The following is a 19,392-nucleotide window of genomic DNA, read 5'->3' as shown; positions in this document are numbered from 1 at the left end:
CCCGGCGAACCGGGCAATGCGTCAGTATTCCACACGCACCCAGCGCTGCAGCTGATGGCTTTTCACAATCGCATCAAGGATATACATCACACTGGCGCCATCGTGGAAGGTGGCAAACTGCGGATTATCCGGCATCGCTCCCGCCTGCACGGCACGGTAAAACTGCGCCATCATATTTTTAAAAGCATCCGGCCAGCCTTCAATGTGTCCGCCGGGGAAATGGGCGCTGTCGGCCACATCACGGTTCATCAAACCCGGATCGTCGCTGAGCGTCTGGTTTGCCCGGGTGCGATGGCCGATCCACAGCTGCTGCGGGGTTTCCTGATCCCACGCCACCGACTGCTCGCTGCCGTTAATTTCAAAGGTCAGGCGGTTTTTTCGCCCCGCGCTCACCTGCGAGACGCTAAAGCTGCCCTTGCTGCCGTCGTCAAAACGCAACAGCACCGAGCCGAAGTCTTCGGTAGTGACCAGTTTATCTTCATAGTGAGCATGTTCGTCGTGCGTAAACGTCTGACTGCCCGCCACGTTAGCCTTGCGCGTCGGCCAGACGATGGATAAATCAGCCATCACCTCAGTAATGCGCCTGCCGGTGACATACTGCACCGTATCGCACCAGTGGGAGCCGATATCCGCCACCGCCCGCGATGCGCCGCCGAGCGCGGCATCCACCCGCCAGTTGTAGTCGGTTTCCAGCAGCATCCAGTCCTGCAAATAGCTGCCGTGCGAGGCAAACAGCCGCCCGAGGGTGCCCGCGCGCATCATGCTCGCCGCCTGGCGCACCATCGCAAACTGACGATAGACAAAGCTCACGCCATGCACCACGCCCGCCTGCTCTGCCAGCGCCACCAGCTCGCGCGCCTCGTCCGGCGTCATGCACAGCGGCTTTTCGGAAAACACGTGCTTGCCCGCGCGCAGGATCTGGCGGTTAATCTCCGCGTGCAGGTGGTTCGGCGTGCAGTTGTGCACCGCATGCAGATTGGAGTGCGCGAGCAGTTCTTCCACGCTGGCGTAAGCATGCGGCACATTTAGCTGGCGCGCCTTTTCCTGCGCCTTAACGAGCGAACCGTCGCAGAGCGCGACCACCTGCACAAACCCGAGACGCCTGAGCGCCTCGATGTGTGCCGGGCCAATAAACCCGCTGCCGATAATCCCGACGTTAATCATGGCTGCCCCCTGCGGCGAAATCATCAAACGCCCGTCCGGAAACGGGAATAATGTGGCGGCGGATAAATTCGCTGCCTTCACTCGCGCCGGTATCGCCATCCTTCAGGCAGCACTCCCACTCCAGCACCGCCCAGCCGTCGTAGTCGTACTGGGTCAGCTTGCTGAAGATGCCCTTAAAGTCGATCTGCCCGTCACCCAGCGAGCGAAAACGTCCGGCGCGGTTGATCCACGGCTGGTAGCCGCCGTAGACGCCGCTGCGCCCGCTGGGGCGGAACTCCGCGTCCTTGACATGGAACGCTTTAATGCGCGCATGGTAGAGATCAATAAAGGTCAGGTAATCCATTTGCTGAAGCAGCATGTGGCTCGGGTCGTAGAGTATGTTGCAGCGCGGATGGTTATCCACCAGCGCCAGAAAACGCTCGAAGGTTACGCCGTCGTGCAGATCTTCCCCCGGATGCAGCTCAAAGCAGACGTCCACGCCCTGCTCGTCGAAGGTATCCAGTATCGGCCGCCAGCGGGTTGCCAGCGCCTCGAACGCCTCCTGAAAACGCTGCTCGTTGTGCGGCGGCCACGGATAGAAAAACGGCCAGGCCAGCGAGCCGGAGAAGGTGGCGTGCGCTTTCAGCCCTAATCGGGCCGAGGCGACCGCCGCCTGCTTCAGTTTTTCCGTCGCCCACGCCTGACGCGCCGCATCGTTACCGCGCACGGATGCGGGTGCGAAGTGGTCAAACGCCTCGCTGTAAACCGGGTTCACCGCCACAAGCTGCCCTTCCAGATGGGTCGACAGCTCGCTGATGACCAGCCCGTGCGCGGCCAGCTTAGCGGTGATGTCGTCGCAGTAGGCCTGACTCTCTGCGGCTTTCTCCACATCAAAGATATGCGGATGGTTGCAGGGGATCTGCACCGCTTTGTAACCCTTCGACGCCGCCCATCCTGCCAGCCCGTCGAGCGTGTTGAAGGGCGCTTCCCCGCCAATAAACTGCGACAGAAAAATACCCGGTCCTTTCATTGTCCTCATACCACCTCCAGAACATTACGCCTTGTCATCGTCATACTTAAACGTGAGAAGGAAAATCAGCGCGATCGCCGCGGCAGCCACCGCCGGGATCCACCAGAATGTAACCCACGCCTGCGGCACGGTCTGCCCTGCCACCAGGCGGTTGTAAAGCGCCCCTGAAATCTGCGAGCCGAGCAGCATGCCGATGCCGTAGGTGAACATCACGATCATGCTCTGCGCCTGACCTTTGACCTTTTCGCCCGCCACGCGGTCGGTATAGATAAAGCCGACGACAAAGAAGAAATCGTAGCAGACGCCGTGCAGCAGAATGCCGAGATACAGCAGAATGCGCCCCTCCTCGCTGACGCCCAGCGCGAACATGGCATAACGCACGAACCACGCCAGCATGCCGATCAGCAGCATATATTTCACGCCCAGGCGGCGGAACAGCAGCGGAATAACCAGCATGAAGACGATCTCAGACATCTGCCCGAAGGACATGGCGGTGCTGACGTCGGCAATGCCGGCATCCGCCAGATACGAGGCGGTGTAGGCGTAATAGGTGCCGAGCGGGACGGAGATCAGCATTGCGCAGACGGAGAAGACGAAGAAGTGGCGGGTTTTGAGCAGCGCGAAGGCGTCCGCGCAGAAGAGATCGCGCACCTTCACAGGCAGGCCTTTCGCCGGTGCTGGCGTGTGCGGCAGCGTCAGGCTATAGAGCGCCAGCAGCACGGAGCTGACCGCCGCCACCTGGAAGATGGTCACGCTGGACGCCACGCCGGTGACGCCGATAAAAATGCCCGCCACGATCCAGCCGATGGTGCCAAACACGCGCACCACCGGGAAGGTTTTATCCACGTTTGCCAGGCTGTGGAACGCGATGTTGTTGGTGAGCGCCAGCGTTGGCATGTAGCAGAGCGTGTAGCCAAACAGAAGGCCAATCAGCAGCGCGCCGTTCTCAGCAATCAGCGCCCCCGGCACGAACCAGAGGATCGCCGCGCCCGCGAGGTGCATCACCGCCATCACCTTCTGTGAAGCGAAGAAGCGGTCCACCAGCATCCCGAGCACGAACGGCGAAAGAATGGAGGCGATGGGCCCAGCTGAGAACGCATCGCCAATCAGCAGTGACATGTTGTGCCGGGTCATCACCAGGCCAAGCGTGACCGACCAGCTACCCCAGATAAAAAATTGCAGAAACATCATCAGCGACAGACGCGGCACCAGCAGCCGGTGCTGCGTTATCGCCTTTTCACTACTCTCAGTTGACACCATGATAAGCCTCACCCGGAAAAAGTAATCGATTACAAATTAGACCAAATGGAAAGTAATCGATTACAAAACAAAGATCCTGTGGATCGAAACAGAATTGGGAGAGGGGTCACGATAATGGTGAAGCGGAGGTGCCGGGTGGCGGCTTCGCCTTACCCGGCCTACTAAATAACGTCCCCGAACATGTAGGCCCGGTAAGCGCAGCGCCACCGGGCGTGAAGGCAGGCAGTGTGGTGCGGTCTGGTTTGGTGCGGTCTGGTGCCCTCACCCCGGCCCTCTCCCACAAGGAGAGGGAGAAAACCGCGCTACTTTTTGCGTGAAAGCTTAAACGCGATAAACAGGAACACCACCCACACCGGCAGCAGCATCGCTGACAGGCGCATCTCATCCATGGTGCACATCAGCACCAGAATCAGGCCGAGGAAGGCGATACAGATGTAGTTCCCCGCCGGATAGAGCAGCGCCTTGAACTGCGTCTCGCGCCCCTTGCGGCGCATCGCGGCGCGAAAGCGCAGGTGCGCCAGGCAGATCATGATCCAGTTCAGCAGCAGCGTGGCGACAACCAGCGCCATCAGCAGGCCAAACGCCTCTTTCGGCAGCAGATAGTTGATCAGCACCACCAGCGAGGTGATAGCGCCGGAAAGGAACAGCGAATTGATCGGCACGCCGCGACGGCTGACGCGGGTAAGGAACTTCGGCGCGTTGCCCTGTACGGAGAGGCCAAACAGCATGCGGCTGTTGGAGTAAACCCCGCTGTTGTACACCGACAAAGACGCCACCAGAATGACGAAGTTCAGCGCGGAAGCCACCACGTTGCTGTTCAGGTCATGGAAGATCATCACGAACGGGCTGCTGTCAGATTTTACTTCCACCCACGGATAGAGCGCCAGCAGCACCACCAGCGAGCCGATATAGAACAGCAGGATACGGTACACTACCTGGTTGACCGCTTTCGGAATGCTTTTGTGCGGATCGCGCGCTTCAGCAGCGGTGATGCCAATCAGCTCCAGACCGCCAAAGGAGAACATAATGACCGCCAGCGAGAGGATCAGCCCTTTCCAGCCTGTCGCCAGGAAGCCGCCGTGCTGCCACAGGTTGTCGATCGATGCACGCTCGCCGCCGTGGCCGGAGAACAGCAGCCACAGGCCAAAGCCGATCATGCCGATAATCGCCAGCACCTTGATCAGCGCAAACCAGAACTCGGTCTCACCATACAGGCGCACGTTCACAAGGTTAACGGCGTTAATGATGATGAAGAAGGCCGCCGCCCAGATCCACGTCGGGACATCCGGCAGCCAGTACTGCATATAGATGCCTGCGGCGGTCAGCTCCGCCATGCCCACCAGCACAAACATCACCCAGTAGTTCCAGCCGGAGAGGAAGCCTGCGAACGGACCCCAGTATTTATAGGCAAAATGCGCGAAGGAGCCGGACACCGGCTCTTCAACAACCATCTCGCCGAGCTGGCGCATGATCAGGAAGGCGATAATCCCCGCGAGAGCGTAACCCAGCAGAACCGCCGGGCCAGCCATTTGAATGGCGGGGCCGATGCCGAGAAACAGCCCGGTACCGATCGCGCCGCCAAGGGCAATTAACTGAATATGTCGATTTTGCAAACCACGTTGCAGCGTCGGACTCTGATCCGACGAAGCTTCAGCGCTACCATGGCCTGAAGCGGATGACGCGTCTTTCACGCCCTACCCCTGTCTCTTTTTTAGAAGGGGCACGTTTTAACACTTCATGCTGGTGGTAGCAAGCTTAACGCCGGGCCAGCGCATGCGCCCGGCTGATAAACGTCACGACCCGATGATCCCGCCGTCTGCTTTGACGATCACCACCGTTGACGATCGCGGACGCCCGTTCGGGCTCGCGTCTGGCCAGCTGGAAACAGCGCGAGGGTTGGCCGGGTCGGTAATATCATCCCCGCCCTCCCCCGGATGCTGAATGTTGATAAACAGCGTCCGGTTGTCTGGCGTAAATGCAATGCCGGTGATTTCGCACCCGCGCGGCCCGGTCAGGAATCGGCGATACTCGTTGGTGCCTGGAATGGTAGCCACCATCTGGTTATTGCCCATCCCCTCGTACGCTTTCTTATTGATGGTGCTGGAGGAGACATCGGTCTGGATCCACAGGACGCCCTGGTGGTCAAACGACAGGCCGTCCGGGCTGCCAAATTCCGCGCCCTGCATCGAGCCTTTGGCCTTCGGATCGTCGCCGTCGGTGCGCCCGGCCATGACCAGAATATCCCACTTAAAGCGTGAGGCGGCAGGATCGGCCCCCTCTTCGAGCCAGTGCATAATATGCCCGTACACGTTGTTGGCGCGCGGGTTAGCAGCATCGACCGGTGCCTTGCCCTCTTTCCCGCGATCGCTGTTGTTGGTGAGCGTACAGTAGACGCTGCCGCTGGCGTGCGGATCGACGGCAATCCACTCGGGACGATCCATTTTCGTTGCCCCCACCGCGTCGGCCGCCAGGCGGGTTTTGATCAGCAGATCGCCCTGGCTTTCAAACCCGTTGCTTTTATCCAGGCCATTTTGCCCGAAGATCAGCGGCAGCCAGTCGCCGCTTCCGTCCTGGTTGAACCTGGCGACGTACAGCGTGCCGGACGTCAGCAGCTGCATATTGGCTTCGCGGTTCGCGGGATCGTATTTTTTATCCGAAACAAATTTATAGATGTACTCAAACTTTTGGTCGTCACCCATATAAACCACCACGCGATTATCGGCGGCGAGCGTGACGGCTGCCCCCTCATGCTTGAAGCGGCCCAGCGCGGTGTGCTTGCGCGGGGTGGAGGTCGGGTTGTAGGGATCGATTTCCACGACCCAGCCAAAACGGTTGGGTTCGTTAGGGGTTTTATCGACGCTGAACCGCTCATCCACCTCGTTCCAGCGGTACGATTCATCGCTGTCGCTAATGCCGTAGCGTTTTTCCAGCGGGTTGAGATCGGCTTTTTTCACAAATATGTCCGACCAGTTCTCCTCGCAGGTGAGATAGGTCCCCCACGGCGTGTGGCCGTTGGCGCAGTTCTGCATGGTGCCCAGAACGCGTTCCCCCTGCGGATCGGCGGCGGTTTTCATTAAGTCCTGATGCCGCGCCGGGCCGGTAAGCTGCATCGGCGTATTGACGGTAATACGGCGGGCGAACGAAGACGGACGCACCACCTCCCAGCCGCTGCCCGTTTTTTTCACTTCCACCACCGACACGCCCATCGCGTTCTGCCCCTTGCGGGCTTTGTCGAGGCTCCAGTTCGCCGTACCGTCCGTAAACAGCATTCCGTTGTCGATGTATTCATGGTTCAGCGCCAGCAGGCCATGCTCCGGGCTTTGCCCCCCCTGCGGCAGGCTAAACCACGCCATGCCGTCGTGGTGCATGCCCGCCTGCACGGCCTGCTCGTCTGTGGTATTGCTGGCGTCCGGTTTAAACGCCGGCATGTTGTTTTTGATGCCTGTCGGATCGCCCCAGCGATAGAACGGGCGGGCAATATAACCTTCCGGCACCCTGACCGTATCTTCCGTGGAGACGTCGATGCTGGTAAAGCCCAGGGAAACCGCTTTTGCCAGCGCGGACGGTTTTGAGACCGCGGCAATCGCATTCTCGGGTGTGATCAGATACGGGAATGATACGGCGGCCCCCGCTACGGCCCCCATCTGGAGAAAACGGCGGCGGGAGAGGAACACCTCTGCCACCTCGGAGAATACCGGGTTAGCGCTGCGGTTACTGATATCGTCGCGATGTTCTTTTTTAAATACGGATTTGAGGGGTCTGCCCATAGCGGCTTCCTGTCATTGGCCAAGAGGTAAGGATGTGGCGACCAGTGTAAGAAGCTTTTATTACAATTTTATAACACGACAACGAAGGGATTGGGGCGTCCCTGCCCCAGATAACGAGGTGGAACGCTTAGAACTCGTAGCCAACCGAGACCTTAAAGGTACGCGGCTCGCCCTGAGTGATGTAAGTACCGGAATCATCCACGCTTGACCAGTAGTTCTCATTGGTCACGTTGTCGATGCCTGCGCGCACGGTCATCTGGTTTTCATTGTGGTTCACCGCGAAGCGATAGCGCATACCCAGATCCAGCGTGGTGTAGCTGTCCAGCTTTTTGGTGTTCGCCAGGTCAGCATACTGCGTGCCGGAGTGGTTAACGCGCGCGGTCGCCGTCAGGCCCTCAATCGGCTTGATATCGTATTCTGCGCCCAGCACGGCGTAGAAGTTCGGAATACCGATCGCGTCGTTCCCCTGGTTCACGCCGTTTTTAGTTTTGGTCAGCTCGGCCTGCAACCAGGTGGCGCTGGCATTCAGACGCATCCCAAGCATTGGCTCGCCGAAGACGTTCAGCTCCACGCCGCGGTTACGTTGTTCTGCATCCAGGCCGTAGTGACCGCTGTCGTCAAGGATCGCCGACGGCATTTTGATCTCAAACAGCGCCAGGGAGCCGCCCACGCGGCCAAAGTCCGCCTTTACGCCCACTTCGTTCTGCTTAGAGTGCACGATACCGGTGCTCTGGCCGTAGTTAGTAGCAGTGTTCGGCGCAGTTTCACCGGGCTGTAACGCCTCGGTGTGGTTGGCGTAGAGGGAAATTTCCTCCCACGGTTTATAGACCACGCCGTAGGTTGGCATCCAGCGGCTGCCGTCGAAACCGTCCGCGTCGTTTTCCGCGCCGGTGATTTTGTTGTACCCGCGGATCACTACCTTCTGATGACGTGCGCCTGCGGTGAACAGCAGCTTGTCATCCAGCACGCCCAGGGTATCGCTCAGCAGCCAGCCCTGCGTGCGGGTGCGCCCGCTGGTCAGCGGATCGCTGTATTTGCCGCCTGAGCCGCTGAAGTTGCTGCTGTCCGGCATAGCCACGCCGGTGTTGTGGTAGATATTGGTGGTCGGGTTATCCGCCGCGGCCGACATCTTCCACGCGATTTTTTCGTTTTTGGTCATCGCCGAATACCCGACGTTCACCTTATGCGAGACGAAGCCGGTAGTGAAGTTACCGCGAATACCCGCCATGCCGCTGACGGAATCGCTGATGCGGTTGGTATCAAGGCGGCTGACCGTCGCATTACCGCTCTTATCGAGGAGCTTCGGCGCGCTGTAGATCCCCTCTTCATGCGCGTGCTGTGCGCCGAGGCCGGTATAGGCCGTCCAGCTATCGGTGATGTCGTACTCGCTGCGCCACATGCCGAATTCGTTTTCGATATCGCTGTAGGCCCACTTCTGCGAGAAGTTGCGATCGTTCTTCGGTGGTTCAGGCACGAAGTCCACCGCCGAGATGTTGACGCTGGTCGGGCTGCCGTGGAAGGTTTTTTTCTGATAGCCCAGGTCCAGCGAGGTGCGGAAACGGTCACCTTTGTAATCCAGACCGGTGGAGAGCAGCGTGGTGCGGCGGCGGTCGTTCGGCACGCCGGTTTCGCCTTCACGATGCACAAGGTTCACCCGCGCGCCGAACTGGTCGTTATCGCCAAAGCGACGCCCCGCATCCAGCGTGGTGCCAATCTGGGAATCCGAGGTGTAGTCGACGCCCACTTTCGCCTGCGGGATGTCGCCCGCGTGTTTTGGCTCAAGGTTGATCATCCCGCCCACGCCCGAGCTGGCCGCGCCGTTCATCAGGCAGTTGGCCCCTTTGAAGATCTCGATGCGGTCAACCATCTGGGCATCCACCACCTGACGCGGCAGTACGCCGGACAATCCGCCAAAGGTCATATCGTCGCCGTCAAACTTCAGGCCGCGGATACGGAAGGTTTCCGCGCTGTTGCCGTACCCCTGAACGAACTGCACGCCCGCGTCGTTAGCGACCACGTCAGCAATGGTTTTCGCCTGCTGATCTTCCACCAGCTTCGAGGTGTAGCTAATGATGTTGAACGGCACGTCCATGGCGTTCTGCTGCCCGAGCATCCCCATACGTCCGCCGTTAGCCACCTGGCCGTCGAGGAAGGCCGGAAGCAGTTGGTCACCGCCGGGTTTGAAATCACTCCCCGCCGTGGACTGGACCACGATGGTGTCCTCTTTTTTCTCTTCCGCCGCAAAGGCGGAGTGTGTAACCGCGCCGATGGCAATCGCCAGCAGCGTTTTGTGCATTGTGGTGTTGTTCATAATGAGCTCTTAACGTGCGCGCAAAAATGGTCCGTTGTCGGGCCTTAGTATTTATCAAATGAAATGCAAATGAGAACTATACGCATTATGTATACGTAATCAAGCGTCAACGAGGAGCACTGCGCGAGAAGAGGTTAAAAACGATGTGGGGGAGAAGTACGGCGCACAACCACCCCAGAAAGGGGTGGTTGCTAAAGCGTTATTTTTTCTTGTAAATATCGGCGGTGCCGTGAATTTTGTTGTTTGTATTACCGGAAGTCAGCACCAGCACATCAGCACCTTCTTTATCGGCCTTTTCGACCAGCTCTTTTTTCGCATCGTCGACAGAGACTTCGTTAGCCGTGCTCACGGTACCGATTTTTTCGTACTGAGACTCAACTTTTTCGAATTCGTTTTTTGTCATCATTTCAGCCGCAAAGGCGTTGGTGGTAAACAGAAACGCGGTGCCCAACAAAATAGCAGTCGTTTTTTTCATAAACTTTTTCCTTAAGATTAATGAGCAACTACGAAAAGCCCCCACGCGAAACGGTGAGGTGTAATGAGCATGGTAGAGGATTGGCGAAAATGCCATATACCAGGGAAAATTCTTTTATAACAGGCTGTTGTCCTGCATGAATAAAGGGTTTAAGCGGTATTTGAACGCGCCAGATACTTCCTCTGGACGATTTTATGGTGTCGTCTGATTTTTTTTGCGATCAGGCGTTTTTCCCAACGCCGGTGGGATTCAATGGGAATACCAATGCGCAGGCTGGCCGTCACGTTGTCTTCAACAATCCTTTTCGCGTTACAACGCTTTCCGGACAGATCGATGATCCTTATTCCTTTTTCACTCAGGATGAAGTTCCCGCCGTGCGCATCCCCGGAAATGATTTTCAGATTGTGCATTGTCTGCATACTGTGTCGGATTTCACGCTTTATGTCCGGCGTGATCGCGGGAAGAACGCGTAACTCCGGACCGGGGACATACTCAAACAACATGAGCGAGATTTTTGCGAATCTGAAAATCCGGCGTTCAGCCAGGAGATAAAAATCATTCGGGAAGGTATGACCTTGCCTGCCGGCATAGTCGATCCGCTCAATCAAATTTTCGTTGGGGTTGGGCGTAAAAAACGATTTGAAAAATTTTTCTATCCTTTTTTTCCTGGGGGAGTAAATCTTTAATACAAACTGTCCGTAGGGGGTATTCAGTAAAGAGACGTGGGTATGCGGAAGGCTTTTAAATACCATCTGAACGCTGAGTCGTTTTACATTACAGGACAATATATCGCCCAGTATTTCCAGGTATCGTGTATCGTTATTTTTATAACAGACGTGAAAACCACGGTATTTCATTTTTGTAATCATAATAATGTGCTTAGTATGATTTTTCCACGGTGGTATTAGAACCCGTTGTGATGATACGAACTTTGTCGCCAGGGTTAAATGTCAAACCATTATTGTGCTGCACCACCTGAATAGTCTGCCCGGATTGAGTCTTGATAAGTAACTTCACTTCCTGTGCTGCCAATTCGTAAGACTGCCGGTTATGAGAAGCCGCCGCCCCGGCTGTTGCACCGGCCACCGTCATGGCGGTTTTCCCTTTGCCGTTACCGAACTGGTGACCCACTACGCCACCAATCGTGCCCGCGGTTAGGGTACGCAGCGGATGATACCCTTCTCGGGTATGCGTAATAATTTGGCTCTGCAGAACCGTGCCATCCTCCACCAGCGATCGGATGCCAGCGTAACTCGCCGGACTGGTTATAGCCAGAAAGCTCAACGCGATGAGTAAATATTTTTTCATTTTAAGCCTTTATTATTCATTGAAGGTGACACTATTCTGCCCGGCGAAAAATCATCTCCTTTAGCTAAATATGCTTTACCAGGCAAATAATTTATTTTTACACAAAACGACCATAAATTTAAAAATAAACAATTTAAAACTGGAAAGGTATATTGACTTCAATTATCAATAACGTGTTTTCCAGATACATTGTCAGAGTATTTGATTCAGACGAAGCAATATCCATTGCACAATTCTCAATAATTACCAATCATCGTTATTAAAATAATGGTCCCTGTCCATACAGGGAAAACATCAGGAGTTATATTATGAAAAAAGTCATTCTCGCTCTGGCTTTCACTGCGGCATCATTTTCTGCATTTGCAAATCATCCGGTAGCCCGTGCGACTGCCGTCGCCTCCGCCGATCATCCTGTTGCCGTTGCGGCGGCCACCGGTGAAGGTAACCATCCTGTCGCCCGCACCACGGCGGTGGTATCTGCCGATCACCCTGTCGCCGTCGCAGCTGCAACAGACGGTAGTTATCATCCCGTCGCCCGCGCGACCGTGGTCGCTAACGCTGACCATCCGGTCGCCGCCGCGGCCGTTACAGGGCACTAATGGCGCTCTCCCCCGGCAAGTAAGCTGGGGGAAAAGTCAATGTGTCGTATGACCCTGGAAGGCCAGTTATTAAAGGTAATGAAAACACGATTCAGGCTGGTCAGGAACGGCTGAGTGCCGGAGGGTTAATGGCACGCCCTGTAGGATTCGAACCTACGACCTACGGCTTAGAAGGCCGTTGCTCTATCCAACTGAGCTAAGGGCGCACGGAGAAGAGTGTACTTCGCGGTGGTGAAACGCCTGGAATTATACGGTCAATGCGTAGTGAGTCAATGCCTTTTCCACCTTCTCTGCCGTTAATGACTAGCTGATTGTAAATACGGCTGTTTTTTCAACATTTATCCCTCTTTTACGGGCTGCGAAAAGGCTTAGCCGCTTTTAAGTAACGCCTGCTGTTTTCCTGTTTACTTCCCCTTCACACTGTCCTGCGGTATCCCGGCCGCCTGGAGGCTGGAAATGAACAGGACGACGGAGTGACAGCGTCAGACCAGACAGGTTTCCCCTCGTGCGTGCAGCACATCTCACACGACATTACAGGCATCAAGCTTGAACCCATTGTCGCCCTCTCCTCTTCGCGCACGGTAGGGGCTGAAGTGCTCAGCGTGCTGTCACCGCATCAACAAAGCGAAGGCTTTTTTCACGACTGGTCCGCTGCTCGGGCGCTTATGCTGCTGGAAGCACAGATCGCTGCGTTAAAAAAACCCTTTCCCTGCGACAACCTTTTCATAAATTTGCCGATAACCGTTCTGACCATACCGGAAATGTTCCAGCGTTTACTGCAACTTAACAGCCCACCGCTGAACATTGAACTCGTGGAGCCTGCTTCCTTCTTTTCTCTCTCAGACCCGGCACGTCTGAGGGTGAGTTGTGCGCTTCAGCAGTTGACGGCGCAAGGACATCGGATCTGGTTGGATGACATTGATGAAGCGTCAGGGCGCGCGTTTTTGTCCTGCCGCATGCCGTTAAGCGGAATAAAAATCGATAAGATCGCTTTCTGGCGTTTACGTGCAACGCCAGCGCTGGCAAACCTGGTCACGCTTTGTTCAAAAATTGCTGAAAATGTACTCATAGAAGGCATTGAAACAGAAACGGACCGTAAGTTTGCGCTTCAGGCTGGCGCGCGCTTCGGTCAGGGATATTATTGGCCATCCTGGAGATGGCAGGAGGACTGAACGGTCATCGCCAAGAGGGAAGCTATGCGAATGACAGTACGCCGTTACCGGCGTCGTCGGACAGGAAGTGATTCACCGGGTTCAACGCACTCGCCTTTTGCTCTCCCATTTTTTGATCGTCTCGAATATTTGAGCCAGTCAATCAACCAGACCCGCAAAACCGATGCTCCCTTTATCGTTCTGGTCACACAGGATAACTTTTTCCGTTCCGGTTTTCTGAGCGGGCACTCTCCCCTGAGCAATTGCTGTGACTATTCCACCCTGGAAGCCGCCCTCAGCGATCTGAATCAGTGGCCTTCATCACGTCTGGTGGTAGATGTAGAGAGCCGCGCCTCGCCGCTTATTGACCTGCTGGACCGATTACGACGCCACAGCCTGTTCGCCCCCTACCTGACACCCTACCTGCTCATCCGCGCCGATGATTACGATACACGCCTGTTTTGCAAAGCGGCTGGCCCTTTTCATGTGATTGAACGGCAACTTACGCCGCAGGCTTTGCAACAAACCTTGCTGGAAGCGCCGTCACCCGCCGGCCACCGGAAAGAGTGGTTTTCACGTGATGAATGGCCGATCCTGCAGGCGCTATCGCAGGGTAGCACCCTGCGACAGATTGCTCAGTTACAGAACCGCCCCTATAGCCGCATTATTTACCGTCTCAGCTGCATCCTGGCGAAACTTGGGCTGAATCATCGTCATGAGTTGCTACATCTTCTCAACAACCTTTCAGATTTCACGTATTAACGTATTCAGTAACCCCTTAATTCCTAAAGACCTTTAAGAAAATACTTAGGATATATGTTAATTTTTTGTGTTTTTTAACAAAACTTTCGATTTTATAACTATTCCTAATTCTTCATCTTAAACCATGCGAAATGCTGCCTGTACGCTAAACGAGAGTCATATTATCCATGCGTTAAGTTTCTGACGTTTCCGTTAACAGGATGATAATGGTGTAAAAACAAGCGATTTATCTGTGAATAAAAGCGATGAGAGGTGAAGAAAACAGCAGATAGTGCTGTTTTGACGAAGGGATCATCCTCCTGGCCTGAGGTGTTAAATATGAGGCGATGACGCGCTAAAGAGCGGACATCAGAGGTAGCGGACAGGCGGAAAACACTTTGTCACGACCTGCGTATTGTTAACATTTGATCAACATACAGTAAGATCGTTTATTTTTTGTTATTACATAAAGATGAAACTGTGTGGTAAATGCAATATCAGGACATTTTTGCTAATTTTAAAAAGTTAGCGATTCAGATACAGAAGATAATAATCATCAATATATGGACATTAATTTACAGGCTTTTCGGACAATACTTAAACGGTATAATAAGACGTGTTTGACACGCGAATAAGAAAAATCATTTTGCCATAACAGCCTTATGAGATAACTGCGCTCAGGCATTGATATCACCACTACGTAAACAAGGATGCTTTCGCTCTTCCCAGGGATCTACCGTACAAGGATCTGCGTAATTATCCTTCCGGCTTTTCGAGAGTTTTAACAAAACTCAGCATAACGCTTTTAACAATCTGAGGCATAAAAAATGAAACCGGCATCCGTTATCATTATGGACGAACACCCTATCGTCAGAATGTCGATAGAAGTCCTGCTACAGAAAAATAAAAACATCCAGGTCAAACTGAAGTCAGGCGACAGCCACGAAGTGCTTGACTGTATACGTAACCACCCCATCGACCTGGTCATTCTCGATATCGAAATGACAGGCACGGATGGCTTCGTATTATTGAAAAGAATCAGAAACTTAAATAAAGATATTAAGATTCTCTTCCTCTCTTCGAAATCTGAAGCCTTCTACGCAGGGCGCGCCATCCGCGCCGGGGCAAATGGTTTTGTCAGTAAGCGGAAAGATCTGGGGGAAATTTATAACGCGGTGGAAATGATACTGACGGGCTATTCTTTTTTCCCGTCAGAAACATTGAGTTTTATAAACCATATAGGCTCCCGGACAGGCGCCGCTGTGGATATGCCATTATCGAATCGTGAAGTGACGGTTCTGCGATATCTGGCGAACGGATTATCTAATAAGGAGATTGCGGATCAATTATTACTTAGCAACAAAACAATTAGCGCCCATAAGTCTAATATCTTTTCCAAGCTGGGCGTACAAAGTATCGTTGAATTAATTGATTACGCGAAAGCGCACGAATTACTGTAATCCTTCCCTCTCCCTGCAACATATAACCGTTACAGGGAGAGGGGATACGATTAATTATAATTAATCATGAAAGTTGCATCGGCATCAGCCCGGCCCGGCTGCGGGTTATCCGCCGTGGCGATATAATTGGCATAAAACGACAGTTCGGCATTTCCCTGCGCATCCACCGACACCGTCTGGCTGGCCTGCTGCAAAGCGAGGCGCGTTTTATCCCGGTCGAGGATCTCCACGGCCACGTTACTGGCCGCGCTGGCATCATTCAGCGCCAGCAGGCTGTTATCATGCCCGTCCATCTTCCCCGTAAATGTGATCGAAGCCGCCCCCGGCGGGCATCCGGTCAGCTTCAGGGTGAACGGTACAGGCTGCGTCCGGCTTCCCGTTGTGCGGAGCTGTTTCGTGGGCCAGGTGCCGAGCGTGACGGTTTTATTGCTGTCGTCCCCCTCCGCCACGCAGGTAAAATCCACGATATTGCCATAGAGCTGAATGTTAATTTCCCCAAGCGCCGTCTCTGCGTGCGCAGGGGAGCAAAGCGCAAAGAGCGCGACGGCTAAATACCGCATTCCGTTTCGCATACCTGCTCCTTAGTCATAGTCGACGCGTAAATAGCCGCGAGAGGTAAAACGCCCCTCGGCAGGTTTTTTACCGGTCACGCTGACGGGCCACGCGCGGATCCCCACCTGTGCCTGTGCGCTATCGTCCAGACGGAACGGGATTTTGCTGGTCAGGTTGTTCGGCGTCAGCGGCACGCCATTACTGTTGGCAATCACAAAACCCACATCCGCGTTATCAGAGACCAGCGTACTGCCTGAAACCTTCTCCGCTTCAACACGCATTGTGAGCATGGCGTTCGCCTCGACGTTGGTGCATTTTATGCCGATGGTTTTGCTTTGCGCTGAGATCCCTTCCGGCTTATTTCCGATGCCCGCTTTACTGAACAGAGAGGCGCCGATGTCTCCGAAATCGAACTCCACCACATTTCCGGCATTAATCTCACAGCTCTGAGGCACCTGAATGGTCCCGCTGTAGCTGATGGTATAAACCGGCGTGGTGAGCGGATCCGTGGAGGTCGTGGTGACGTAAACCCGGAACATGATTGCCCGGGGGATCACCACCATATTGATAAAGCGTCGGGTCACCTTAAGCCGAAAGACGAGGCTGGAATCCTGTACACCAAACGGTTTGTTTTTAGACACGTTCGGATGGCTCCCCATCTGAATGTACTTTCTGGGTGGATAGAACGTGCCAGCGTAGCTGTCGGTGATTTTCATCGCCCCGTCCAGATAGTCGTTTAGCTTCAGATACTGGTAGCCATCGCTGGTGCCTGTGACCGGGAATTCGGTCACATAGCTACGCTTGGTGGTGTTCCCGGACGTTCCCTTAGGGCAGACGGCGTTGACGCCCACCCACTGGGACTTCTCGCTGAGTGTAACAATCTGCCCCACCTGGTTATTGGAGCTGTTGAATTTATCCGTCAGGTCGTAATACACCTCCGTCGGCACGCCATTTTCATTGACGCAGACGGTGGCGAACGCCTCAGATAGCGGCAAAAATGCCAGAAGGGATAGCCCCAGATAATGGATTTTATTCACAGCGGATCCCCTTAAGTGTGATCGCCTGTTGCAGGCTCTGTTCTGGCAGGCTGTAGGGCGCACGACACTGGGACTGCTTCCCGTCTCCCCACTGAATCAGCAGTTCCCCGCTCAGCGGCAGCCCGCTCAGGTAAATCTGCCCGTCATCGCCCACCATGCTGGTTACGCCGCTCTGCGTCTCACGCACCACCGCCCCAAACGGCACAGGCTGGTTATCACGCTTCACGGTGAGCAACGCACGCACGCCGATGCGGGTGTCAAAACTGGCGCGCACCAGCGCACCGTTCGTCGGCACGACGCTGGAAACGTTATTTTCAATGTCGGTGTTGTTGCTCATGGTGTTAGTGTCGAGCGCCACGCGGTTGTAACGGTACACCGTGGCGTACGGCATCACCGCATAGCCACGCCAGTCTGTTTTGACGCCGGTCTGGTTTTCGACGCTCACGCCTGACGCGCCCGGCGCTTTGATCAAGACGTTGGTATCGCCCAGCGGCTGACTGAATGTGATGCCGTCTGAATGCCCTACCACGCCGCCGGAGAGCTGCCAGTTGAGGTCGTGCTGATCCCGCGTGTAGTTGTAGCCCACACCCAGCGTACCGTACGTTGCCTGCCAGTTGGCGCTGGCGCTGCCGCTGGCACCGTTATTGCTGGTGTGACCCTGCGTGACGCTGTAGTTCAGGTTACGATCCTGGAGCAGCGTTCCGCTGATCCCGGTCTGCCAGCTGGTATCACCGTCGCTGTTGCGGCTGGCTGAGGCCGTGGCATAGGCCCGGTCGATCGCGTTATCGCGACGGTAGCCGTGACGGGTGAACAGGCTGAACGGGACGGAGACGTTAAACGAGGCGATCCGGTCAGTTCCTTCAATGCCGACGGCCTTGTTCCATGACCAGGATAAGGCGTAGCTGATCCCGTTCACCCCGCCGGCGTAGCCGAGCTGATACCAGACGTTGGACTCGCTGGTACCCCAGTAACTCTGCTGGCTGCCAGAGACGTACACCGAGCCGTAATCGCCAAGAGACTGGGAGATATTGAGCTGGAAACGTCCTTTTTTATTCAGCGTCAGGTTGTGATAGCTCTGCACGTCCGGCACGCCGTCATCGTCCTGATCGTCGCCATACTGGTAGCCTTCCATTGTGCGCCAGGCCACATCGTCGAGGGTGTAGAAGCCTTTGGTCGAGTAGCGATAGCCCAGCAGCTGGAAGTTGGTGCCGAATCCGTTAAGGGATTTTGCGTACAGGAACCGCAGAGACTGCCCTTCATGGCGGCTGTCATCGGCAAGCTGGCTGCGGGCATGGGTGATGTCAAGTGACACCGCCCCCCAGTCACCGAGGTTTTTTCCCGCGCCAATGGCGATGGCGGTATAGCGCGAGGCCAGCTGCGTTCCGCCGTACAGCGTGTAGCCGTCGGCAAGACCCGCAATCATCGTACCCTGAGTAAAGAACGGCGTGTCCTGCTCGCTGTTGCCGCTGCGATAGTCCCCTGCCACCAGATCGTATTTCCAGCGTCCTTCACGCTGAAGCAACGGAACGGTGGAATACGGGACGGTGTAGCGCTGCTGGCTGCCGTCCTTCTCTTCCACCGTCACCTCCAGGTCACCGCTTGAGGAGGTCGGGTTAAGGTCAGTTATCGCAAAAGCCCCCGGCTGCACATAGCTTTGGTAAATCACGTATCCGTTCTGGCGGATCACCACTTTGGCAGGGGTGCGGGCGATTCCGCGTACGGTAGGCGCGTAGCCTTGCAGGCTGTCCGGATACATGCTGTCGGACGAATAGAGCCGACCACCGCGAAAACCGACGCTGTCGAAGACATCGTTACCGGTGTTGCTGTCGCCGAGCACCAGCTCGCTTTTTAGCGGAATGACCGTACGCTGCGCCCAGGTGCCAATATTTTGCCAGCTGCTGTGCCGCTGGCCGTTGCTTTCGGTATAACGCCACGCGCCGTTATTGCGTAATCGCCAGGCGCCATAGTTCAACCCGCTTTGCAGGTTCAGATAGTAGCTGTCGTCGTCGCTGCCCCGGTTGCCGGTGAAGCTGTAGTTCAGCAGCGCGGCGGGGATGCCTTCATCCCACTGTTCAGGCGGAATATACCCGCGGGCGCTGTTTTGCATCGCCACCTGAGGCAGACTGACGTTAAGGCGCAAGGAGGCGAAGTTGAACGCCGTTTCGCTGCCCGGAATAGCCGTGGTGAGCGGAACGCAGGTCTCGCCCTGCACGTTGCTCAGTTCCGGGAAGGCGGCGATATTGACGCCAAAGCGATCGAGCATCGCGCGCGTAATGCACGGCGACAAACCGCCCGCGACCGGCGGCGTGTTGTCGGCTTGCTCAAACCGCACGTCCTGGGTGCCGATAAACTCATCGTTACGCCAGATATCGACGCGATAGACGCCCGGTGCCTGCTGGTGGCCTTTCTCAAAACGCGACAAATCCGCCACGTTCGCCGCGTCATCGGAGAGAAACGCCGGGTTAAAGTAGCTTTCACCCCAGCCAGCGTGTGGCCAGAGCGTTGCCATCAGTGCCAGCGCAACCGGGCAGTAACGCCATTGAGTGTTCATCGCCCTG

Annotated in this window: 16 protein-coding genes and 1 tRNA gene; 4 read left to right on the top strand and 13 right to left on the bottom strand. The window is 55.5% G+C overall.

The window, feature by feature from the left end; all coding sequences use genetic code 11:
* Positions 1 to 21 precede the first annotated feature (21 nt).
* The 9 genes from ACQG03_RS05945 to ACQG03_RS05905 form a co-directional block, all read right to left on the bottom strand.
* Entirely contained in the window at positions 22 to 1,164 is a 1,143-nt protein-coding gene (locus tag ACQG03_RS05945; protein ID WP_063163439.1) for a Gfo/Idh/MocA family protein, read from the bottom strand.
* Entirely contained in the window at positions 1,157 to 2,182 is a 1,026-nt protein-coding gene (locus tag ACQG03_RS05940) for a sugar phosphate isomerase/epimerase family protein (protein WP_046620481.1), read from the bottom strand. Before ACQG03_RS05940 ends, ACQG03_RS05945 begins: the two co-directional genes overlap by 8 nt.
* A gap of 15 nt (positions 2,183 to 2,197) precedes the next feature.
* On the bottom strand, positions 2,198 to 3,433 hold the full coding sequence (locus ACQG03_RS05935; RefSeq protein ID WP_023299501.1) for an MFS transporter: 1,236 nt from the start codon (positions 3,431 to 3,433) through the stop codon (positions 2,198 to 2,200).
* Between the two features lie 302 nt (positions 3,434 to 3,735).
* Positions 3,736 to 5,124 (bottom strand): phenylalanine transporter, encoded by a 1,389-nt coding sequence (gene pheP, locus ACQG03_RS05930; RefSeq protein ID WP_038415572.1) that lies wholly within the window; start codon positions 5,122 to 5,124, stop codon positions 3,736 to 3,738.
* 102 nt (positions 5,125 to 5,226) lie between these two features.
* Positions 5,227 to 7,200, bottom strand: a complete 1,974-nt coding sequence (locus ACQG03_RS05925) for a PhoX family protein (protein ID WP_063163440.1) — start codon at positions 7,198 to 7,200, stop codon at positions 5,227 to 5,229.
* Between the two features lie 127 nt (positions 7,201 to 7,327).
* Positions 7,328 to 9,511, bottom strand: a complete 2,184-nt coding sequence (locus ACQG03_RS05920; protein ID WP_426726099.1) for a TonB-dependent receptor — start codon at positions 9,509 to 9,511, stop codon at positions 7,328 to 7,330.
* Positions 9,512 to 9,710: 199 nt separating this feature from the next.
* A complete protein-coding gene (gene yahO, locus ACQG03_RS05915) occupies positions 9,711 to 9,986 on the bottom strand; it encodes a DUF1471 family periplasmic protein YahO (protein ID WP_022647318.1) in 276 nt (91 codons plus the stop codon).
* A gap of 149 nt (positions 9,987 to 10,135) precedes the next feature.
* The gene (locus tag ACQG03_RS05910) at positions 10,136 to 10,855 is read right to left on the bottom strand and encodes a lipopolysaccharide core heptose(II) kinase RfaY (protein ID WP_052952367.1); all 720 of its coding nucleotides are present in this window, start codon (positions 10,853 to 10,855) and stop codon (positions 10,136 to 10,138) included.
* A 10-nt stretch (positions 10,856 to 10,865) separates the two neighbouring features.
* Positions 10,866 to 11,294: a glycine zipper 2TM domain-containing protein gene (locus ACQG03_RS05905; RefSeq protein WP_045621279.1), complete on the bottom strand. Its 429-nt coding sequence runs from the start codon at positions 11,292 to 11,294 to the stop codon at positions 10,866 to 10,868.
* Positions 11,295 to 11,602: 308 nt separating this feature from the next.
* On the opposite strand from ACQG03_RS05905, the gene ACQG03_RS05900 reads away from it, so the two are divergent.
* Entirely contained in the window at positions 11,603 to 11,893 is a 291-nt protein-coding gene (locus tag ACQG03_RS05900) for a hypothetical protein (protein ID WP_022647314.1), read from the top strand.
* Positions 11,894 to 12,022: 129 nt separating this feature from the next.
* On the opposite strand, the gene ACQG03_RS05895 is transcribed toward ACQG03_RS05900, so the two are convergent.
* Positions 12,023 to 12,099 (bottom strand) — tRNA-Arg (locus ACQG03_RS05895).
* 303 nt (positions 12,100 to 12,402) lie between these two features.
* Here ACQG03_RS05895 and ACQG03_RS05890 point away from each other — a divergent pair.
* The 3 genes from ACQG03_RS05890 to fimZ all read left to right on the top strand — a co-directional run bounded on the left by ACQG03_RS05890 (position 12,403) and on the right by fimZ (position 15,245).
* Positions 12,403 to 13,065, top strand: coding sequence for an EAL domain-containing protein (locus tag ACQG03_RS05890; RefSeq protein ID WP_032670951.1), 663 nt, complete (start codon positions 12,403 to 12,405; stop codon positions 13,063 to 13,065).
* Between the two features lie 24 nt (positions 13,066 to 13,089).
* Positions 13,090 to 13,806, top strand: coding sequence for a response regulator transcription factor (locus ACQG03_RS05885; RefSeq protein ID WP_063163442.1), 717 nt, complete (start codon positions 13,090 to 13,092; stop codon positions 13,804 to 13,806).
* Between the two features lie 806 nt (positions 13,807 to 14,612).
* On the top strand, positions 14,613 to 15,245 hold the full coding sequence (fimZ, locus tag ACQG03_RS05880; protein WP_022647311.1) for a fimbria biosynthesis transcriptional regulator FimZ: 633 nt from the start codon (positions 14,613 to 14,615) through the stop codon (positions 15,243 to 15,245).
* 50 nt (positions 15,246 to 15,295) lie between these two features.
* On the opposite strand, the gene sfmF is transcribed toward fimZ, so the two are convergent.
* Genes sfmF through ACQG03_RS05865 form a run of 3 tightly spaced genes read right to left on the bottom strand, consistent with a single transcriptional unit; the run spans position 15,296 to position 19,385 of the window.
* Positions 15,296 to 15,817 carry a fimbria assembly protein gene (gene sfmF, locus ACQG03_RS05875; protein WP_023299488.1) on the bottom strand — a complete coding sequence of 174 codons (522 nt, stop codon included), beginning with the start codon at positions 15,815 to 15,817 and terminating at the stop codon, positions 15,296 to 15,298.
* Positions 15,818 to 15,826: 9 nt separating this feature from the next.
* Positions 15,827 to 16,834, bottom strand: a complete 1,008-nt coding sequence (gene fimH / locus ACQG03_RS05870) for a type 1 fimbria D-mannose specific adhesin FimH (RefSeq protein WP_022647309.1) — start codon at positions 16,832 to 16,834, stop codon at positions 15,827 to 15,829.
* Positions 16,827 to 19,385 (bottom strand): fimbrial biogenesis usher protein, encoded by a 2,559-nt coding sequence (locus ACQG03_RS05865; protein ID WP_063163443.1) that lies wholly within the window; start codon positions 19,383 to 19,385, stop codon positions 16,827 to 16,829. Before ACQG03_RS05865 ends, fimH begins: the two co-directional genes overlap by 8 nt.
* Positions 19,386 to 19,392: the final 7 nt, after the last annotated feature.

The organism is Enterobacter cloacae complex sp. 342H5, from assembly GCF_050030905.1.
Classification (GTDB): Bacteria; Pseudomonadota; Gammaproteobacteria; order Enterobacterales; family Enterobacteriaceae; genus Enterobacter; species Enterobacter intestinihominis.
The sequence above is the reverse complement of the archived record's forward strand: the minus strand, read 5'-3'. Positions and strand labels throughout refer to the sequence as shown.